We start from the raw sequence: 18362 nt of genomic DNA, 5'->3' as shown, positions 1-18362 counted from the left end.
CCGTTCCAGGGGGGACATCACCATGGCTTCCGCACGTCCGCGCGCCGCGTGGATGACGGGCATCCTCGCGTCCGCCGCCGCGGCGACGCTCCTGACCGGCGCCCCGGCGCACGCCGTCACCGGCGAGCCCGTCTCCGACGGCGAGTACGCCTTCACGGCGAAGCTGGACATCGACGGGCGGCGCGCCTGCTCCGCCACCCTCGTCCAGCAGGAGTGGCTGATCACGGCCGCCAGCTGCTTCGCCGACGACCCGGCGAAGGACTACAAGATCGCCCCGGGCGCACCGAAGTGGAAGACGACCGCCACCATCGGCCGCACGGACCTCGGCCGTGAGAACGGCGGCGCCGTCGTGGACGTCGTCGAGCTCGTCCCGCGCGAGGACCGCGACCTGGTCATGGCGCGGCTGGCGCAGCCGGTCACCAACGTCAAGCCCATCAACGGCGTATCGACCGTTCCCCCGCGCAAGGGCGACACCCTGTGGGCGGCCGGCTACGGCCGGACCAAGGACGAGTGGGTTCCCGACCGCCTGCACGCCGCGCCCTTCACGGTCGAATCGGCCGACGCCACCACGCTGCGCCTCGAGTCCCCGGACGCCGCCGTGTGCCAGGGCGACACGGGCGGGCCCGCCTTCGACCGCGTCAGCACCTACCGCGTCCTGTACGGCGTCCACAGCGCCTCCGGCCAGGCCGGCTGCTTCGGCGCGGACGAGTCGGAGAAGCGCCGGACCGCGTCCGAGACCCGCGTGGACGACATCGCGGGGTGGATCAACGCCGTCGCCTCCCGCAACGTCCTGTCCCGGGTGAACTGGAAGGACGCCGTCCATGTGGTTCCGGGCCGCTTCTTCGCGTCCGGCAACGACAAGCGCTCGGACCTGTTCGTCGTCTGGGCCGACGGTTCCGCCAGCCTCTTCCAGGGCTCCGGCCAGGCCGACCCGAAGCTCCCGTACCTGCACGAGTACAAGATCGCTCCCAAGGGCAGCTACTGGAAGAACGCCGAGGCCGTGACCGGCATCAACCTCAACACCAACGACACCGACGGACTGGCCGTCCGCTGGAGCAGCGGCAAGCTCTCGACGTACGACACCGTCAGCGAGACCGGTGTCGGCTACGAGCGCACCCTCGTCAACCGCGCCAGCTGGAAGAACGCCCGCTCCATCGCGGCGGGCAGCCACACGGACAAGTACCGGCGTGACGACCTGGTCGTCCTGTGGGCGGACGGATCCACGTCCATGTACGCCAACACCGCCGTCAACGGCATCTCCAAGGAGACCCAGCTCACCCGGGCCGATAAGACCCGTGTCGACGCGCAGATCACCTCCGGCCGGTTCACCGGCAAGGACTCCGACGACCTGGTCGTCCGCCTGAAGAACGGCAAGACCGACCTCTTCCCCGGTCTGGACGCCCGCGGCTTCCGCGACAGCATCTCCCTGCGCGCCGACGGCTCGGCCTGGAAGCATGCCCAGCCGCTGGTCGCCGGTTCCTTCGGGAGCGGCGAGAAGGAGGATCTCCTCGCCCGCTGGGCCGACGGCAACCTGAGCTACTACCCGGAGGTCGACGCCGCCGGCACCCACGGCGAGGTCCAGCTCGTCGGCTGACGCCCACGCCTCCCCGCGCTCCCGCGTTAGCATTGCTTGATCGTTCAAGCAATGCTAACGGAGTGAGTTCGCAGTGAAGGTCGAGATCTACAGCGACATCGCCTGCCCGTGGTGCCACGTCGGCAAGCGCCGCTTCGAGCAGGCGCTGGCCGCGTTCCCCGGTGCGGGCGATGTCGAGGTCGTCTACCGGCCCTTCCAGCTCGACCCGCACGCCCCGGAGGAGCCGCTCCCCCACCGCGAGGTGCTGGCCGCCAAGTACGGGCCGCGGTCCGTCGCCATGGACGATCACATCACGCGGCTGGGGGAGGACGAGGGGCTCGTCTTCGACTTCGACACCGTCGTGGAGAACAACTCCCTCCTCGCCCACCGGCTCCTCCGCTTCGTTCTGGAGGAGTACGGGCCCGACGCCCAGGCCCGGCTCAAGGGCCGGCTGCTGGAGGCCCACTTCGGCGAGGGGCTCGACATCGGCGACCGTGAGCACCTCGCGGACGCCGCCGTCACCGTGGGCCTCGACCGCGACCCCGTCTCCGTCTTCCTCGACGGCGACGACCTGCACGACGAGGTCCTCGACGAGATCGAGGAGGCGCGGCAGCGCGGCGTCACCGCGGTGCCGACGTTCGTGTTCGAGGGGCAGTGGGCCGTCCAGGGCGGGCAGGACCCGGCCACCTTCCTGAAGATCCTGCAGCAGGTCGCGGAGGCGACGCAGGCCGAGGACGCAGCGGGGACAGGGGCAGGGGCAGGCGACGCCTGCACCGACGGCGCTTGCGCGGTCTGAGCCCGCCGGGCCGCTACCCCTTCGCCGCGCCCCGCACCTCCAGGCCGTCGAGCAGCCGCTTCGTGGCCGCCGCCACGGCGGTCACGGCCTCCTCGAACACGGCCTCGTTGTGCGCGGCGGGGCGGTGGAACCCCGACACCTTCCGTACGTACTGCAGGGCGGCGGCGCGGATGTCCTCGTCCTCCACGGAGGGCGTCATCGGCGGGCGCAGGGTCTTGATGCTGCGGCACATGAGTCCAGTGTGCCGCAGCGTGACAGTATCGCTGTCATGACTACTTCTGATGTTGCCCAGGACGCGAAGAAGGCCCCCGCGAAGGACCCTTGGGAGCTCCCCGACGTCTCCGGCCTCGTCGTCGGCGTGCTCGGCGGCACCGGTGACCAGGGCCGTGGCCTCGCCTACCGGCTGGCCAAGGCCGGCCAGCAGGTGATCATCGGTTCCCGGGCAGCCGAGCGGGCGCAGGCGGCCGCCGCCGAGCTGGGCCTCGGCATCGAGGGCACCGACAACGCCGAGTGCGCCCGGCGCAGCGACATCGTGATCGTCGCCGTGCCGTGGGACGGCCACGCCAAGACCCTCGAAGCGCTGCGCGAGGAGCTCGCCGGCAAGCTCGTGATCGACTGCGTCAATCCGCTCGGCTTCGACAAGAAGGGCGCCTACGCCCTCAAGCCGGAGGAGGGCAGCGCCGCCGAGCAGGCCGCCGCCCTGCTGCCGGACGCGCGCGTCACCGCCGCCTTCCACCACCTCTCCGCGGTGCTGCTGCAGGACCCGGAGATCGACGCGATCGACACCGACGTGATGGTCCTCGGCGAGTCGCGCGCCGACACCGACCTCGTGCAGGCCCTGGCGGGCCGCATCCCCGGCATGCGCGGCGTCTTCGCCGGCCGGCTGCGCAACGCCCACCAGGTGGAGTCGCTCGTCGCCAACCTGATCTCGGTGAACCGCCGCTACAAGGCCCACGCCGGGCTGCGCGTCACCGACGTCTGACGCGTGCGGGCGGGGGGACGCCGCGCCCGCGCGGCACCTGAGCGACAATGGCCGGGATCGTGACCGTATGCGCCCCCGGACAGGAGCCCTCCCCCATGCCCCGCCTCGCCCTCTACGCCCTCGCCGTCTGCGTCCTCTCGGTCGCGGCGGCCGTCGTCTCCTTCGCGCGGGGCAGCTGGCTCGGCATCATCTGGATCCTGATGCTCGGCGTCTCGTCCAACATCGCCTGGTACTACGTGCGCAAGGCGAAGAACGACAAGGCCGCCGCCGAGGGCGGGGACGCGTAGCCCCCGGGCTTCACGGCTTGGGCGCCGGCTCCCACCCGCGCGTCGAGCCCAGCGGCTGCTGGTAGACGGGCCTGCCTTCGGCTCCGCTGGTGCGGAAGGGCCTGCCCCGGTCGTCCAGCCGGAGGACGCCGCGCCGGTCGCCGCTGGACCACTGCAGCTCCAGGTGCCACGACACGTCGCGCCGCGCGACGCTCGCCTTGACGTAGAAGACCTCGGGGTCGCTCTCGCTCACCTTGTACGGGAAGTCGCGCTGCCCGGCCTTCGGGGTCACGGTGGGCCGGGCGGCGTCGAGGTCGACGCCGAAGGCCTTCGTCTCCACGTCCCCGCCGCATCCGACGCCCATGACGTAGCTGTTCCACCGCAGCGGCGCCTTCGTGCCCTGCAGCCGCACGTGCAGCCCTTCGAGGACCACGGTGTCCTTGCCGGTTCCCTGCAGGGTGATCTCGATGAACTGCTCGCCTGCCGCGACGCCGCCCACCGCGGACACCCACGCCGGCGCGTCCTGCTCCGGCGGGGGCGGTGTGACGTCGCCCGGGGCGCGGTCGACCAGGTAGCGCTGGGTGCAGGGGTCCTCGTAGGCGTAGGGGCGGACGTGGGCGGTCAGGGGGACGGCCGTCCCGGCGGCGCCGCCGCGCGCCTTGCCCTCGGGGGCGGGGGAGGCGGGGCCGTCCTGCGAGGGCGAGGCCGCGGGCCCTCCGCTCTCCTTCGCCGCTCCTCCCTTTTCCTCCTCCCCCTTGTCGTTGCCCTTGCCGTTGCCCTTGTCCTTGTCCTGCTGCTTTTCCAGCTCCTGCTGCTCGTTCCCGGGCGCCGTGGAGGACGTGCCGCCGCCCGCCTTGCCGGACGCCCCGCGTCCCGCCGAGGAGGCCGCTCCCGCGGGCCGCTTCGCGCCGTCCTCCCCCGGCATGCCGCCGAGGCTCACGGCGAGGGCGGCGGACCCCAGCACCGTGACCGCGGCCGCGGCGGACAGGGCGGCGAGCATCACCTTCCGGGACGGACGGCGACACCACCGTTGTGACGCCGCGTCACCCCCGGATGGCGCCGACGATGGCGCCATCCGCTCCGGCGGAGCGGCTGCCGCCTCACGCGACGGCGCGGGCTCGCGCTCAGGGCCGGGGTCGGGGTGGGGGCCGGGGCCAGCGCCCGGCGCCGGTTCCGGAGCGGTCGCCGCCGGCTCGCGCACCGGCTCCGGGTCGGCCGCCTCCGGTATCGCCTCCGGTATCGCCGCGGGGGCGGGCGTCGCCGACGCCTTGCGTCCGCGCGTCGCGTCCGCGACGATCCACCGCCGGTGAACCTCCATCAGCTCCGCCGGCGTCGCCTTGCACAGCCGCGCCAGCCGCTCCACCGGAGCGAACTCCGCCGGTACGGCGGATCCGCTGCAATACCGGTGCAGCGTCGAGGTGCTGACGTGCAGCCGCTTGGCCAGCACCCCGTAACTCAGCCCCGACCGCTCCTTCAGCGCCCGCAGCATCTCCGCGAGATCGCCCGCCTCCACGTCACTCCCCCATCCCAGGTCCCCGTTCCAGGGAACCGACATTCCCCCAGGTCAGAGCCTATGCGAGCGTTCCCGCGTCCCGGATGGCCCGGTAACACTGGCGCCCGGGACGGGATACCGCACAAGCTTTCGTCATCCAAGCACGCCGCTCCCGCCATCCGGTCGAGCGGCACTCCGCTTCCTTCCCGTGAAGAAAGAGACCAGCCATGCGCGCCTCCGTCCGCCGAGCCCTCCCCCGCCCCCGTCCGTTCGCGACCGCGGGCCTGGCGGTCGCCGCGCTCGCCACGCTCTCGCTGGCGGCGTGCAGCGGAAGCGGAGAGGGCGAGGGGGTGCGCCAGGAGGGCGCCGCCTCCTCCCAGTCCTCCCGGCCGGGCCCGGCCGCCGCACCCTCGCAGTCCTCGGGTTCCCCGGAGACGGCGCAGGCCTCCCAGGGCAAGCCCGCCGCGGAGAAGGGCCGTTCGGCCGGTGCCACGCCCCACGGCGCGCAGCGCACCGGCGCGAAGCACGACCCGTACGCCCCGGAGAACCGCGTGCCCTGCACCGCCGCCAACGTCAAGGTCACCGCCGCACCGCTCTCCCGTCCGCTCAACCACATGCTGCTCACCGTCACCAACACGGGCTCCACGATGTGCGACCTGAAGGGCTACCCCTTCGTGAAGTTCGAGGGCGCCCAGTCCGTCCCGCCGGTCATGGAGCACAGCAAGCCGCAGGCGGTCACCTCCCTGCCGCCGGGCGGGAAGGGCTACGCGGCCGTGATCCTCTCCGCGGGCGACGGCAGCGGCGGCAACGGCTACACCGCACGGACCCTGGAGATCGGCTTCGAGGGCAGCGACAAGATGGCCAAGGCCGCCCTCCCCGCCAAGGGTGTGTACATCGACGACTCGCTGCGCGTCACGTACTGGGTGTCCACCTCCGAGGACGCGCTCTCCTGACCCTGCCCCTTCCCGAAGCCCCAGGCCGTCCCGGCCTGGGGCTTTTCCTGTCATGCGGGTGCGCGCACCACTGCCGTGACGCCACGGAACCATCGATTGCGCCAGAGCCGCTTGTCATGGCGCCATGACGGTGCCATAGTGATGTCACAGCCACCGCACCGCACCCCGGCCCGCTCCCGGCCCGCCCCCGACGAGAGGCACCCCCGATCATGACCCTCACGGAACCGGCGGTCTCCGCCGTCGGCCTGTGCAAGTCCTACGGCGACAAGACGGTGCTCGACGGCATCGACCTGTCCATCCCCGAGGGCACCGTCTTCGCCCTGCTCGGGCCGAACGGCGCGGGCAAGACCACCACCGTGCAGATCCTCTCCACGCTGATCCCCGCCGACGCCGGCCGGGCGCGGCTCGCGGGGCACGACCTGGACGGCGATCCGGACGGCGTGCGCGCCGCGATCGGCGTCACCGGCCAGTTCTCGGCCGTGGACAACCTGCTCACCGCCGAGGAGAACCTGATCCTCATGGCGGACCTGCACCACCTGAGCCGCCGCGAGGGCCGCCGCCGGGCCGCCGAGCTGCTGCGCCGCTTCGAGCTGGCCGAGGCGGCCCGGAAGCCGGCCGCCACGTTCTCCGGCGGCATGCGCCGCAAGCTGGACCTCGCGATGACCCTGGTCGGCGACCCGCGCATCATCTTCCTCGACGAGCCGACCACCGGCCTGGACCCGCGCAGCCGCCGCACCATGTGGGAGATCATCCGCGGCCTGGTCGACGACCAGGGCGTCACCGTCTTCCTGACCACGCAGTACCTGGAGGAGGCGGACGAGCTCGCCGACCGCATCGCCGTCCTGGACCACGGGGTGCTGGTCGCCGAGGGCACGGCGGACGAGCTGAAGCGGCGCGTCCCCGGCGGCTCCGTCCGCCTCCGGTTCTCCTCCCCGGCCGACCTCCGCTCCGCCGCCGCCCTCTTCGGCTTCGTCGCCCGGTGCGACCCGGAGGCGCTCACCCTCGACATCCCCGGCGACGGCACGATCCCCACCCTGCGCGCGGTCCTCGACGTCCTGGACGCCGCGTCGATCCGGGCCGAGGGCCTCACCGTGCACACCCCCGGCCTCGACGACGTCTTCCTCGCCCTCACCGGCCGCCCCGGCACCGCCCCGGCCCTGACCACGCGCCCGAACCTGCAGGAGAGCGCCCGATGAGCACCATGCCCCACGCCGTCGGCGACGCCCGGACGATGCTGCGGCTACGTCTTCGGCGGCGCCCTGGGCACCGGCACTCGTTCCTGACCGGGCACGTCGTCGGCAGCGTCATCCAGACGTGACCCTCGTCGGCTACGCGTGGGCCCGGGCGGCCTTCCACCGCGGGACCCGGCGATAGACGACTCCCGCCCGTCGGCACGCGCACCGCACACCACCGCACACCACCGCGCACGCCGCACGCACTGCACGCACCGCAGACACCGTACGCACCGTCACCCACCGCACCCCGCAACCGGAGGACCCCATGGAACGCGAACTGCCCACCGCCGCCCGGCCCCTGGCAGCGCTGCCGACGGCCCGCTCCTCGGGCTGTCCCTTCTCCCCGCCCGCCGAGCTGGCCGAACTGCGCGAGCAGCAGCCGCTGATACGGATGCGCTACCCGGACGGCCACCTGGGCTGGCTCGCCACCGGCTACGCCACGGTCCGCGCGATCCTGGCCGACCCCCGCTTCAGCTCGCGCTACGAGCTCATGCACCTGCCGATCCCCGGCGCCCCCGAGGGCGGCATGCCCCCGGCGCCCGTAGGGGACATGACGGGCATGGACGCCCCCGAGCACACCCGCTACCGCAAGCTGCTCGCCGGCAAGTTCACCGTCCGCCGGATGCGGGCCCTCACCGAGCGCCTCGAAGAGATCACCGCCGAGCGCCTGGACGCCATGGAGCGCGGCGGGCCGGTGGCCGACCTGGTGGAGGCGTACGCCCAGCCCGTCCCCGCGCTGATGATCTGCGAGCTCCTCGGCGTGCCCTACGCCGACCGGGAGCTCTTCCACCGGCACGCGCGGACGCTGACCGACCTGAACTCCTCGGAGGAGGAGCGGTACGCCGCCATGACCGGTCTGCAGGAGTACCTGCACGCGCTGGTCCTGGCCAAGCGGGCCGAGCCCACCGACGACGTGCTGGGCGACCTGACCACGAGCGACCTCACCGACGAGGAACTCGCGGGCATCGGCGCCTTCCTGCTGGGCGCCGGCCTCGACACCACCGCCAACATGATCGCCCACGGCACCTTCGCCCTGCTGCAGAACCCGGAGCAGCTGGCCGCCCTGCGCGGCGACCCCGGCCTCGCCGACCAGGCCGTCGAGGAGCTCATGCGCTACCTGACCATCGCCCACACCGGCATCAAGAGCGCCTTGGAGGACGTCGAGCTGGACGGGCAGCTGATCAAGGCCGGCGAGAGCGTCACCCTGTCCTTCGAGGCCGCCAACCGCGACCCGCTCCGCTTCCCCGCCCCCGACGTCCTCGACCTGCACCGCAAGGCCACCGGGCACCTGGGCTTCGGCCACGGCATCCACCAGTGCCTGGGGCAGCAGCTGGCGCGCGTCGAGATGCGGGTGGCCCTGCCGGCGCTCTTCGCCCGGTTCCCGGCGCTGCGCCTGGCCGTCCCGCCCGAGGAGGTGCCGCTGCGCACCCACTCGAACATCTACGGCGTGCACAGCCTCCCGGTCACCTGGGACGCGGCGTGAGCGCGACCGCGGCGTGAAACCGCCCCGGGCCCGCACGGGGGGGCCTGGGGCTTTCGCGTGCCGCGGCTCAGAAGACGAGGCCCGACAGCGGCGGGATGTCCGGGGTGCCCTGCCAGAAGCGGAACAGCTGCTGGCCCCAGTACGTGTCCCACGCCGTCACGTCCAGGGACCGCAGCACCGCGTCGATCATGTCGAAGAAGGCGTGGTTGACCTCGGGGATCCACAGGAAGCCGAAGACGGCCAGTATCCCGAACGGAGCGAAGGGCTCCACCTGGCGCCGCACCTTGTACGACAGCCACGGCTCGATCACCCCGTAGCCGTCCAGGCCCGGGACCGGCAGGAAGTTGAGGATCGCGGCGGTCACCTGCAGCTGGGCCATGAAGCCGAGCGCGTAGCGGAAGTGGTCCGGGACGCCGTCCATCGTGCCGAGCCAGAACGGGGCGGTGACCACCACGGCGAAGGCGGCGTTCGTCAGCGGGCCCGCGGCCGAGATCAGGCTGTGCTTCCAGCGGCCGCGGATGCGGTGGTTCTCGATGAAGACCGCCCCGCCGGGCAGGCCGATCCCGCCCATGATCACGAAGATGACGGGGAGGACGATGCTCAGCATCGCGTGCGTGTACTTCAGCGGGTCCAGCGTCAGGTAGCCCTTGGCGCCCACCGTGAGGTCGCCGCCGTACAGGGCGGTGCGGGCGTGCGCGTACTCGTGCAGGCACAGCGAGACGACCCAGCCGGAGACGACGAAGAGGAAGACGGCGAAGCCGGGGCTCTCCGAGAAGTCCGTCCACACCGCCCACATGGAGACGCCCATGATGGCGACGAGGGCGAGGAAGACGGGACTCACGCGCCGTTCGCCGCGGGTCGCTGTCGGCATGGCTTCTACTCCTGTGGGATCGGCGGACGTACCGGGTGACGGTACTTCCTCCGCTCCCGCGGCCCGCAACCCGGCCGGTGCCCCGTACGGGGCCGGGGGAGAATGGGGCCGTGCGTTACGGCATCCTCGGCACCACCCAGGCCCACTCCGGCGACGGCCGGCCCGCCGCCCTCGGCGGCGCCCGGCTGCGCGCCCTGCTCACCGCGCTCGCCCTCCACCCCGGGCGCGTCCGCTCCGCCGAGGCGCTCATCGACGCCGTCTGGGGCGACGAGCCGCCCGCCGACGCGGCGGGCGCCCTGCAGGCCCTCGTGGGCCGGCTCCGGCGGGCCGTCGGCCACGACGCCGTGGCCTCGGCGGCCGGCGGCTACCGGCTCTGCGCCACGCCCGAGGACGTCGACCTGCACCGCTTCCAGCGGCTCGCCGAGGAAGGCGCGCGGGCCCTCGCCGACGGCGACCCCGCGAAGGCCGCGGACCTGCTCGAAGCCGGTCTCGCCCTGTGGCGCGGGCCCGTCCTCGCCGACCTGCCGGACCGGGCGGCGCTCGCCGTCCGCTACGAGGCGCGCCGCCTGGATGCCCGCCGCACCCAGCTGGCCGCGGCGGTGGCCCTGGGCCGGGCGGAACAGATCCTTCCGGAGCTCGCCGCGCTGTGCGAGGAGCATCCGCTGGACGAGCCCCTGCACGCCGTGCGGCTGCGCGCCCTGCGGGCGGCGGGGCGCCCGGCGGAGGCCCTCGCCGCGTACGCGGAGATCGCGCACGACCTCTCCGCCCGCCTCGGCACGGACCCGGGCCCGGAGCTGCGCACCCTCCACGCGGAGCTCCTGAACCCGCAGGGGCCCGCGACCGCCGGCACGCCCGCCACGGCACGGCCGCAGCACACGCCGTACCCGCCGGGAACCCGCGCCGGGCCGGACGGCGCGGTGGCGCCGCACGAGCGGACGCCCGGGAACCTGCGCGCGCGGCTCACCTCCTTCGTGGGGCGGGAGGACGACATCACCGCCATCGGCGGTGACCTGCGCGCCCACCGGCTGGTGACGCTGCTCGGGCCCGGGGGCGCCGGGAAGACGCGGCTGTCCCTGGAGGCGGCCGAGGCGGCGGCCGCGGACGGCGGGGGCTGGAGCGACGGCGTGTGGTTCGCCGAGCTCGCGCCCGTCGACGATCCGGCCACCGTGCCCGAGGCGGTGCTGACCGCGCTCGGCGGCCGCGAGACCGTGGTGCGGACCACCGCCGACGGGCTGCGGGCCGCGAGCGACGCCTCCGCGACCGACCCGCTGGTGCGGCTCGCCGAGCACTGCGCGCCCCGCCGCATGCTGCTCGTCCTCGACAACTGCGAGCACGTGGTCGACGCCGCGGCCCGCCTCGCCGAGACGCTCCTCGCCCACTGCCCGGGCGTCACGGTGCTCGCCACCAGCCGCGAGCCGCTCGGCGTGCCGGGCGAGGCGGTGCGGCCCGTGGAGCCGCTGCCCGACACGGTCGCCCTGCGGCTGCTCGCCGACCGGGGCGCCGCGGCCCGCCCCGGCTTCCGCATCGAGGACGACCCGGAGGCGTGTGCCGAGATCTGCACGCGCCTCGACGGCCTGCCCCTCGCCATCGAACTCGCCGCCGCCCGGCTGCGGATGCTCAGCCCGCGCGGGCTCGCCGACCGCCTGGACGACCGCTTCCGGCTGCTGACCTCCGGCAGCCGCACCGTGCTGCCGCGCCAGCAGACGCTGCGCGCGGTCGTCGACTGGTCGTGGGACCTGCTCGACGCCCCCGAGAGGGCGGTGCTGCGCCGCCTGTCGGTCTTCTCCGGCGGCTGTGACCTGGCGGCGGCCGAAGAGGTGTGCTCCGACGGCCCGGACGCGCCCGCCGCGCATGCCGCCGAGGCCGCCGAGGCCGTCGAGGCCCTCGACGTCGCCGCCCTGCTCGGCTCGCTCGTCGACAAGTCCCTCGTGGTCGCCGAGCCCGCGGTGGGCGGCGAGATGCGCTACCGGCTGCTGGAGACCGTCGGGGAGTACGCCGCCGAGCGGCTGGACGAGGCAGGCGAGCGGGCGGGCACCGAACACCGCCACCTGGTGGCCTACCGCGAGCTGGCCCGCACCGCGGACCCGCTGCTGCGCGGGCCCGCGCAGGGCGTCTGGCTGGAGCGGCTGGAGCTGGAGCACGACAACCTGCGCACGGCCCTGCGGCGCGCCGTCGCGGCGCGTCAGGAGCAGGAAGCGCTGTGCCTGGTGCTGTCCCTCGGCTGGTTCTGGCAGCTCAGGGAGCACCGCGCGGACGCCGCGCACTGGGCGGAGGTGGTGGGCGCGATGGGCCCCGACCCGTTCGCCGAGCCGGTCACCCCCGCCCCGCCGCTGTACGTCTCGTGCACCGAGCAGCCGCCGCCGATGCCGCCCGAGGTGCTGGCGGAGGCGCGGCGCGGGGTCCACCTGACACGGCTGGTCAGCATCACGGACATGGCGCTGATCCGGTCGCCGGAGACGCAGAGCAGACTGCGCGCCATCACCGCGGCCTACGCCGACGGGCCGCCGCAGACCTGCCGCGTGCCGGGCTACATCGTCTTCTTCGCCATCGTCATGACCGGCGATTTCGAGGCGCTCTACCGGACCCTGGACACGATCGTCGCGCGCTGCCGCGAGCTGGGGTACGCGTGGGAGCTCGGCCACGCGCTGCAGCTGCGCTCCAAGATATTCAACGACCACCCCGGCGGGCTGGACCAGGCCACCGCGGACGCGCAGGAGAGCGTGGAGATCTTCCGGCGGCTCGGGGACTCCTGGGGCGTGGCGGAGGGGCTGACGGGCCTGGGCGAGGTGCACGAGCGGCGCGGCCAGTTCGGCCTGGCGGCCGAGGACTACCGGGAGGCCGTCGAGCAGGTCCGCGAGCTCGGCTCGACCGGGCAGCTGCCGGCGCTCCGCGCCCGGCTGGCCGGGGCGCTGGTCGAGGCGGGGACGGTCGGCGACGAGGAGGGCGAGAAGATGCTCCGCGACGCCATCGCGGAGGCGGAGCAGGGCAATACGGACGCCGCGGTCTTCGGCAAGCTGCAGCTCGGCGTGCGGATCGCCCGCACCGGGCGCACGGCCGAGGCCCGGCAGATCTTCGAGGAGCTGGTGAGGGACTTCGGCATCCGCTCGGTGGTGATGTTCGAGGCCCTGATGTGCGGTCAGATGGCCTGGCTGGACACGCTGGAGGGCCGCCCGGCGGACGCCTTGCCGCGGCTGCGCAAGGCCCTGTCGATGGCCGGCGACCCGCTGTCGACGCTGGCGGTGCCGCAGCTTCCGATGACGCACCTGATGTTCGCCGCCTTCGCCCACGCCGAGCTGGCCGGCGGGCCGTCCGGCGAGAAGCACGCGCTGCTCGCGGCCCGGCTGCTCGGCGCGGCCGAGGGCCTGCGCCCGCCCGACTTCCCGGCGGCGTCGGTGGAGCGCGAGGTGTACGAGCGCACGGCGGCCGGGGCGCGGGAGGCGCTGGGCGACGCCGCGTACGAGCGCGCGTACGCCGAGGGCGGCGGCCTCACCCTGGAGGAGGCCGCCGCCCTCGTATGACGCGTACGACGAAGCCGCCACGGACCCGGCTCAGGTCTTCTTGCGGAACTTCGAGACGGCCAGCGGTGCGGTCACGAGGGTGATGGCGGCGGCCCAGGCCAGCGTCATCCACACCGAGTGGGCCACGGGCCCGCCGCGCATCAGGTGCCGTGCGGCGTCGGCGAGGTTGGACAGGGGGTTGTACTTGGTGAAGCCCTCCAGCCAGCCGGGCATGTTCGCGGTCGGCGCGAAGATCGAGCTGCCGAACTGCAGCGGCATCAGAATGAGCATCGCGATGCCCTGGACGGCCTGCGAGGTCTTCAGGGTCAGGCCCAGCAGAATGAAGATCCACATCAGCGAGGCGCCGAAGACCATGGACAGGGCGACCGCGGCCAGCAGGTGCAGCGGCGAGGTCGTGATGGACATGCCGAGGGCGAAGGCCATGCCGAGCAGGATGGTGGTGGCGATCAGCATCCGGCCGACCTCGACCACGATCTTCGCGACGAGGACGGAGGACCGGGCTATCGGCATGGTGCGGAAGCGGTCCATCACCCCCTTCTTGAAGTCGTCGTTGACGCCGGCGCCGACGGCCATGGCGATGTTCATGCCCTGCATGGCCATCAGGCCGGGCACCAGGTAGTTGAGGTACTCCTGCTCGTGGCCCTTGCCGGCCATGGAGCCGCCGAAGACGTAGGTGAAGAGCAGGATGAAGATGATCGGCATGATCACGGCGTCGAACATCGACTCCGGGTCCGCCTTGATCTGCAGCATGTTGCGGCGCGCGAGGGCGCCGATGTGCCGCAGGTTGGCCCGCAGGCCGATGCGGCCCTCGCGGGCGGGCGCCGCCGCGGGCGCGCTGACCGTAGCCGCGCTCATGCGGCGACCTCCTGGAGTGCGTCGGTGTCGGCGCCGTCCTGCCGGGGGACGGACGCCTTCTGGCCGGTGACGGCGAGGAAGACCTCGTCGAGGCTCGGCAGGTGGGTGGAGATGTCCGAGATCGCGAAGCCGCGCGAGCCCAGCAGCGCGACGACGGCCGTCAGCTGCTCGTCGCTGATGATGGGGACGTTGACGACGCCCTCGGCCTCGTCGGCGGTGGCGCCGGCGATCCCGTCGAGCTGGGCCTGGGCCAGCGCGCCGACCATGCGGTGCAGCTCGCCGCGGTCCACCGGGCGGATCTGCAGGGTGCGGCCGCCGACCTTCGCCTTGAGCTCGTCCACCCGGCCGCCCGCGATGACCTGGCCGCGGTCGATGACGGTGAGCTCGTGGGCGAGCTGCTCGGCCTCCTCCATGTACTGCGTGGTGAGGAGGACGGTGGTGCCTTCGGCGACCATCCTCTGGACCTCCTCCCACACCTCGTTGCGGGTGCGGGGGTCGAGGCCGGTGGTGGGCTCGTCCAGGTAGAGCACGGCCGGGCGGCCGATCATGGAGGCGGCGAGGTCCAGGCGGCGGCGCATGCCGCCCGAGTACTGCCCGGCGGGGCGCTTGGCGGCCTCGGTGAGGGAGAAGCGCTCCAGCATCTCCTCGCCGCGGCGGCGGGCGTCCTTGCGGGAGAGGTCCAGCAGCCGGCCGATCATGTACAGGTTCTCGAAGCCGGACAGCTTCTCGTCCACCGAGGCGTACTGGCCGGTCAGGCCGATCACCCGGCGCAGCTGCCGGGGCTGGGCCACGACGTCGTACCCCGCGACGCGGGCGGTGCCCGCGTCCGGCCGGAGCAGCGTGGACAGGCAGCGCACGAGCGTGGTCTTGCCGGCGCCGTTGGGCCCGAGCACGCCGAGGACGGTGCCCTCGCGCACGTCGAGGTCGACGCCGTTGAGCGCCTTGGTGTCGCCGAAGTGTTTGACGAGGCCACGGACTTCTACGGCGTTCCCGCCGCTGCCCGCCCCCCGAGTGGTGTCGTTTCGCGTCATGCCCACCACGGTGCCAGCGCCCACTGACAAGGCACCGACAGCGCACCGACAGGGGCGCCCGGCGCCCCTGTCCGTACTGTCGGCCCCTTGTCGGCGACAGACCGCGCACACGCCCGCCGCAACGGCGATCGCCCCGCGCCGCGGAGCCGGACGGCACCGTCAGGGCTAAGCACCGCTGCGGCGGAGGGGTGCACGCGCGCACTCCCCTCCGCCGCGACGGCGATCAACCCACGCGGCGGAGCCCGGCGGTACCGGACCGGCCTGCAGGGCGGCTCGGCACCGCCGAGCGGCAACATCGTGGCTGAGCGCCGTTGCGGCGGAGATGGCCGCCGGCCCAGACCGGCTGTACCGAACCGGCCCGCGGGCGATCACGGCCGCCGGACCAGGCGGGGCGCCCGCCCATACTTCTCGCCGCCGCAACGGCGATCGACCCACGCGGCGAAGACCGGCGGTGCCGGACCGGCCTGCGGGGCGGCTTGGCACCGCCGGGCGGCGGCATCGGGGCTGGGCGCCGTTGCGGCGGAGATGGCCGCCGGCGGCAGGGGGGCCGGCTAGTGGAAGGCGTGCTCCTCGGCCGGGTAGGCGCCGTCGACGACGTCCTCCGCGAAGGCGCGCGCCGCCCCGCCGAGGACCTCCCGCAGTTGCGCGTACTGCTTGACGAAGCGCGGCAGGCGGCCGGGCGTCATGCCGGCCATGTCCGTCCACACGAGGACCTGCGCGTCGCACTCGGCGCCCGCGCCGATGCCGACGGTCGGGATGTGCAGGGTGCGGGTGACCTCGGCGGCCAGCTCGGCCGGGACGAGCTCCAGGACGACGGAGAAGGCGCCCGCGTCCTGCACGGCCTTGGCGTCGCGCATCAGCTGCGCCGCGGCCTCCTCGCCGCGGCCCTGCACGGGATAGCCGCCGAAGGCGTTGACCGACTGCGGGGTGAGGCCGACATGGGCCATCACCGGGATGCCGGCGTCGACCAGCAGCTTGATCTGCTCGGCGGACCGCTCGCCGCCCTCCAGCTTGACCGCGCTCGCGCCGGTCTCCTTGATCAGCCGCGTGGCGTTGCGCAGGGCCTGGACCGGGCCCTCCTGGTAGGAGCCGAAGGGCAGGTCGGCGACGATCAGGGCGCGCTTGGTGCCGCGCACGACGGCGGCGGAGAGGACGGCGATCTCGTCCATGGTGACGGGCACGGTGGACTCGTAGCCGAGGTGGCAGTTGCCCATCGAGTCGCCGACGAGCAGCACGGGGATGCCGGCCTCGTCGAAGACGGAGGCGGTCATCGCGTCGTACGCGGTGAGCATGGGCCACTTCTCGCCGCGCGCCTTGGCGGCGGCGATGTCGCGGACGGTGATGCGCCGGGAGCCCTTGCCCCCGTACAGCGCCTTGGGGTCGCGGCTGCTGTCGGGACTGTTCGAGGCAGGCGTCGTCGTCATGGCGGTGTGCTCCTGTTGATGTCGTCTCGAGGCGCCCTGACGGCGTCCCCGGATCCCCTCCATGCTGACACGCCCGCTCCGGGCGGGGAAGGGACCCCCACGCACACCTGTTCGTCGGAGCGGAGTAAAGGTTTTCCAATACGAGACGGGTTCGTATCGGAACGGATCTAGGCTTGCGGGCATGACACCCGCTCCCTCCGGCGCCCCGGGCGCCGCCCCGCCCCGCAAGGTCCCGGAGGCGGTCCACCGCAGACGCTGGGCGATCCTGGCCGTGCTGCTGTTCAGCCTGCTCATCGTGGTGCTGGACAACTCGATCCTGAACGTGGCGATGAAGACGATCGCCACCCCCGCGCCCGTCGGCCTCGGCGCCACCCAGAGCGAGCTGGAGTGGGCCATCAACTCCTACACGCTGGTCTTCGCGGGGATCCTGTTCACCGCCGGCCTGCTGGGCGACCGCCTCGGCCGCAAGAAGGTCCTGCTCTTCGGCATGGTCGTCTTCGGCGCCGGCTCCGTGCTCTCCGCCTTCTCCGGCTCGCCCACCGAGCTCATCGCCTTCCGCGCGGTCATGGGCTTCGGCGGCGCGTTCGTGATGCCCGCGACCCTCGCGATCATCGTGAACGTCTTCGAGCGCGACGAGCAGCCCAAGGCCATCGGCATCTGGGCGGGCGCCGTGGGCCTGGCCGTGGCCATAGGGCCGATCACCGGAGGCGTCCTCCTCGACCACTTCTGGTGGGGCTCGGTCTTCCTCGTCAACGTCCCCATCGTGATCACCGCCCTGATCGCGATGTCCGTGCTCGTCCCCGACTCCAAGGACCCGCGGCCCGGGCGCCTGGACCCGGTCGGCGTGGCGCTCTCGGTCGTGGGCCTGGTCCTGCTGGTCTACGGCATCATCAAGGGCGGTCAGCTGGCCGACTTCGGTGATCCGGAGGTCTACGGCACGGCCGGCGCGGGCCTGCTCGTCCTCGTCCTCTTCGTCCTGCACGAGCGGCGCTCGGACCACCCCTCGCTCGACGTGCGCTGGTTCCGCAAGCCGGCCTTCTCCGCCGCCGTCTCCTCCATCGCGCTGGTCTTCTTCGCGCTGATGGGCGTGACGTTCATGACCGTCTTCTACACGCAGAGCGTGCGCGGCTTCACCCCGCTGCAGAGCGGGCTGCTGATGCTGCCGCTCGCGGCCGCCCACATGTTCTTCGCCGTGCGCGTCCGCCGTGTCGTCGACAAGCTCGGCGTGCGCATCGTGTGCACGGGCGGCATGGTGATGGTCGCCGCGACGATGGCCGGTTTTCTGCTGCTGGACCGGGACACCCCGGTGTGGGTGCTGGAGGTGCTGCTGTTCTTCCAGGGCGCGTCCATGGCGCACATCATGCCGCCCGCCACCGTCTCGATCATGCAGTCGCTGCCGCGCGAGCGGGCGGGCTCGGGCTCCGCCGTGAACAACACCTTCCGGCAGGTCGGCGGCGCCCTCGGCATCGCCGTGCTCGGCTCCGTCCTGTCCGCCACCTACCGCGCGGGCATCTCCGACCGGATCGACGCCCTGCCCGGCCTGACGGACGAGGCACGGCACGCGGCGGGAGAGTCCGTCGAGGCCACCCTGACCGCCGCCGCGAAGCTCGGCCCGCAGGGGCAGGCGCTCGTCGGCCCCGCGCACGACGCCTTCGTCCACGCCATGCATGTCACCGTCCTCGGCGCCAGCGCCTCGGCCCTGGTCGGCGCGGCCGTGGTCGCGCTCTTCCTGCCAAAGCGCGGGGCCGGACGCCCGGAGCCCGGTGCCGCGCGGCCGGACGGCCGCAAGGAACAGGCGGGGGCGGGCGCATGACCCTTTCCGAAGGAGCCACCCCCGGCACCCCGGCCTCGGGCACCCCGGCCTCCGGCGCCCCCGCCTGTTC

16 protein-coding genes are annotated in these 18362 nt (G+C 73.4%); 10 read left to right on the top strand and 6 right to left on the bottom strand.

What is annotated here, in order from left to right; translation table 11 throughout:
* The first annotated feature begins 22 nt into the window (after positions 1 to 22).
* The gene (locus ACSNOG_RS14120) at positions 23 to 1594 is read left to right on the top strand and encodes a S1 family peptidase (RefSeq protein ID WP_436752978.1); all 1572 of its coding nucleotides are present in this window, start codon (positions 23 to 25) and stop codon (positions 1592 to 1594) included.
* A 73-nt stretch (positions 1595 to 1667) separates the two neighbouring features.
* On the top strand, positions 1668 to 2369 hold the full coding sequence (locus tag ACSNOG_RS14115; protein WP_436752977.1) for a DsbA family oxidoreductase: 702 nt from the start codon (positions 1668 to 1670) through the stop codon (positions 2367 to 2369).
* Positions 2370 to 2382: 13 nt separating this feature from the next.
* Here ACSNOG_RS14115 and ACSNOG_RS14110 read toward each other — a convergent pair whose 3' ends face one another.
* Positions 2383 to 2601 carry a DUF2277 domain-containing protein gene (locus ACSNOG_RS14110; protein WP_436752976.1) on the bottom strand — a complete coding sequence of 73 codons (219 nt, stop codon included), beginning with the start codon at positions 2599 to 2601 and terminating at the stop codon, positions 2383 to 2385.
* A gap of 36 nt (positions 2602 to 2637) precedes the next feature.
* On the opposite strand from ACSNOG_RS14110, the gene npdG reads away from it, so the two are divergent.
* Positions 2638 to 3351, top strand: coding sequence for an NADPH-dependent F420 reductase (gene npdG, locus ACSNOG_RS14105; RefSeq protein ID WP_436752975.1), 714 nt, complete (start codon positions 2638 to 2640; stop codon positions 3349 to 3351).
* Between the two features lie 95 nt (positions 3352 to 3446).
* Complete coding sequence (locus ACSNOG_RS14100) at positions 3447 to 3638, top strand: hypothetical protein (RefSeq protein ID WP_436752974.1); 192 nt, start codon at positions 3447 to 3449, stop codon at positions 3636 to 3638.
* Positions 3639 to 3648: 10 nt separating this feature from the next.
* On the opposite strand, the gene ACSNOG_RS14095 is transcribed toward ACSNOG_RS14100, so the two are convergent.
* Positions 3649 to 5172 (bottom strand): helix-turn-helix domain-containing protein, encoded by a 1524-nt coding sequence (locus ACSNOG_RS14095; protein ID WP_436752973.1) that lies wholly within the window; start codon positions 5170 to 5172, stop codon positions 3649 to 3651.
* A 164-nt stretch (positions 5173 to 5336) separates the two neighbouring features.
* On the opposite strand from ACSNOG_RS14095, the gene ACSNOG_RS14090 reads away from it, so the two are divergent.
* The 4 genes from ACSNOG_RS14090 to ACSNOG_RS14075 all read left to right on the top strand — a co-directional run bounded on the left by ACSNOG_RS14090 (position 5337) and on the right by ACSNOG_RS14075 (position 8780).
* Positions 5337 to 6062, top strand: coding sequence for a DUF4232 domain-containing protein (locus ACSNOG_RS14090; protein ID WP_436752972.1), 726 nt, complete (start codon positions 5337 to 5339; stop codon positions 6060 to 6062).
* Between the two features lie 209 nt (positions 6063 to 6271).
* Positions 6272 to 7258: an ATP-binding cassette domain-containing protein gene (locus ACSNOG_RS14085; protein WP_436752971.1), complete on the top strand. Its 987-nt coding sequence runs from the start codon at positions 6272 to 6274 to the stop codon at positions 7256 to 7258.
* Positions 7255 to 7380 (top strand): hypothetical protein, encoded by a 126-nt coding sequence (locus ACSNOG_RS14080; RefSeq protein WP_436752970.1) that lies wholly within the window; start codon positions 7255 to 7257, stop codon positions 7378 to 7380. The genes ACSNOG_RS14085 and ACSNOG_RS14080 overlap by 4 nt, the downstream gene beginning before the upstream one ends.
* A 182-nt stretch (positions 7381 to 7562) precedes the next feature.
* Positions 7563 to 8780, top strand: a complete 1218-nt coding sequence (locus ACSNOG_RS14075; protein ID WP_436752969.1) for a cytochrome P450 — start codon at positions 7563 to 7565, stop codon at positions 8778 to 8780.
* Between the two features lie 67 nt (positions 8781 to 8847).
* On the opposite strand, the gene ACSNOG_RS14070 is transcribed toward ACSNOG_RS14075, so the two are convergent.
* The gene (locus tag ACSNOG_RS14070; protein WP_436752968.1) at positions 8848 to 9651 is read right to left on the bottom strand and encodes a site-2 protease family protein; all 804 of its coding nucleotides are present in this window, start codon (positions 9649 to 9651) and stop codon (positions 8848 to 8850) included.
* Positions 9652 to 9761: 110 nt separating this feature from the next.
* On the opposite strand from ACSNOG_RS14070, the gene ACSNOG_RS14065 reads away from it, so the two are divergent.
* Positions 9762 to 13169 carry an AfsR/SARP family transcriptional regulator gene (locus ACSNOG_RS14065; protein ID WP_436752967.1) on the top strand — a complete coding sequence of 1136 codons (3408 nt, stop codon included), beginning with the start codon at positions 9762 to 9764 and terminating at the stop codon, positions 13167 to 13169.
* A 30-nt stretch (positions 13170 to 13199) separates the two neighbouring features.
* On the opposite strand, the gene ACSNOG_RS14060 is transcribed toward ACSNOG_RS14065, so the two are convergent.
* The 3 genes from ACSNOG_RS14060 to panB all read right to left on the bottom strand — a co-directional run bounded on the left by ACSNOG_RS14060 (position 13200) and on the right by panB (position 16479).
* Entirely contained in the window at positions 13200 to 14024 is an 825-nt protein-coding gene (locus ACSNOG_RS14060) for an ABC transporter permease (RefSeq protein ID WP_436752966.1), read from the bottom strand.
* Entirely contained in the window at positions 14021 to 15055 is a 1035-nt protein-coding gene (locus ACSNOG_RS14055; RefSeq protein WP_436752965.1) for an ATP-binding cassette domain-containing protein, read from the bottom strand. The genes ACSNOG_RS14060 and ACSNOG_RS14055 overlap by 4 nt, the downstream gene beginning before the upstream one ends.
* Before the next feature lie 551 nt (positions 15056 to 15606).
* A complete protein-coding gene (gene panB, locus ACSNOG_RS14050) occupies positions 15607 to 16479 on the bottom strand; it encodes a 3-methyl-2-oxobutanoate hydroxymethyltransferase (RefSeq protein WP_436752964.1) in 873 nt (290 codons plus the stop codon).
* Between the two features lie 181 nt (positions 16480 to 16660).
* Here panB and ACSNOG_RS14045 point away from each other — a divergent pair, with 181 nt between their 5' ends.
* Positions 16661 to 18292 carry an MFS transporter gene (locus ACSNOG_RS14045; protein ID WP_436752963.1) on the top strand — a complete coding sequence of 544 codons (1632 nt, stop codon included), beginning with the start codon at positions 16661 to 16663 and terminating at the stop codon, positions 18290 to 18292.
* The last annotated feature ends 70 nt before the right edge of the window (positions 18293 to 18362 follow it).

The organism is Streptomyces sp. URMC 124, assembly GCF_051386455.1.
GTDB lineage: Bacteria > Actinomycetota > Actinomycetes > Streptomycetales > Streptomycetaceae > Streptomyces.
The sequence above is the reverse complement of the archived record's forward strand: the minus strand, read 5'-3'. Positions and strand labels throughout refer to the sequence as shown.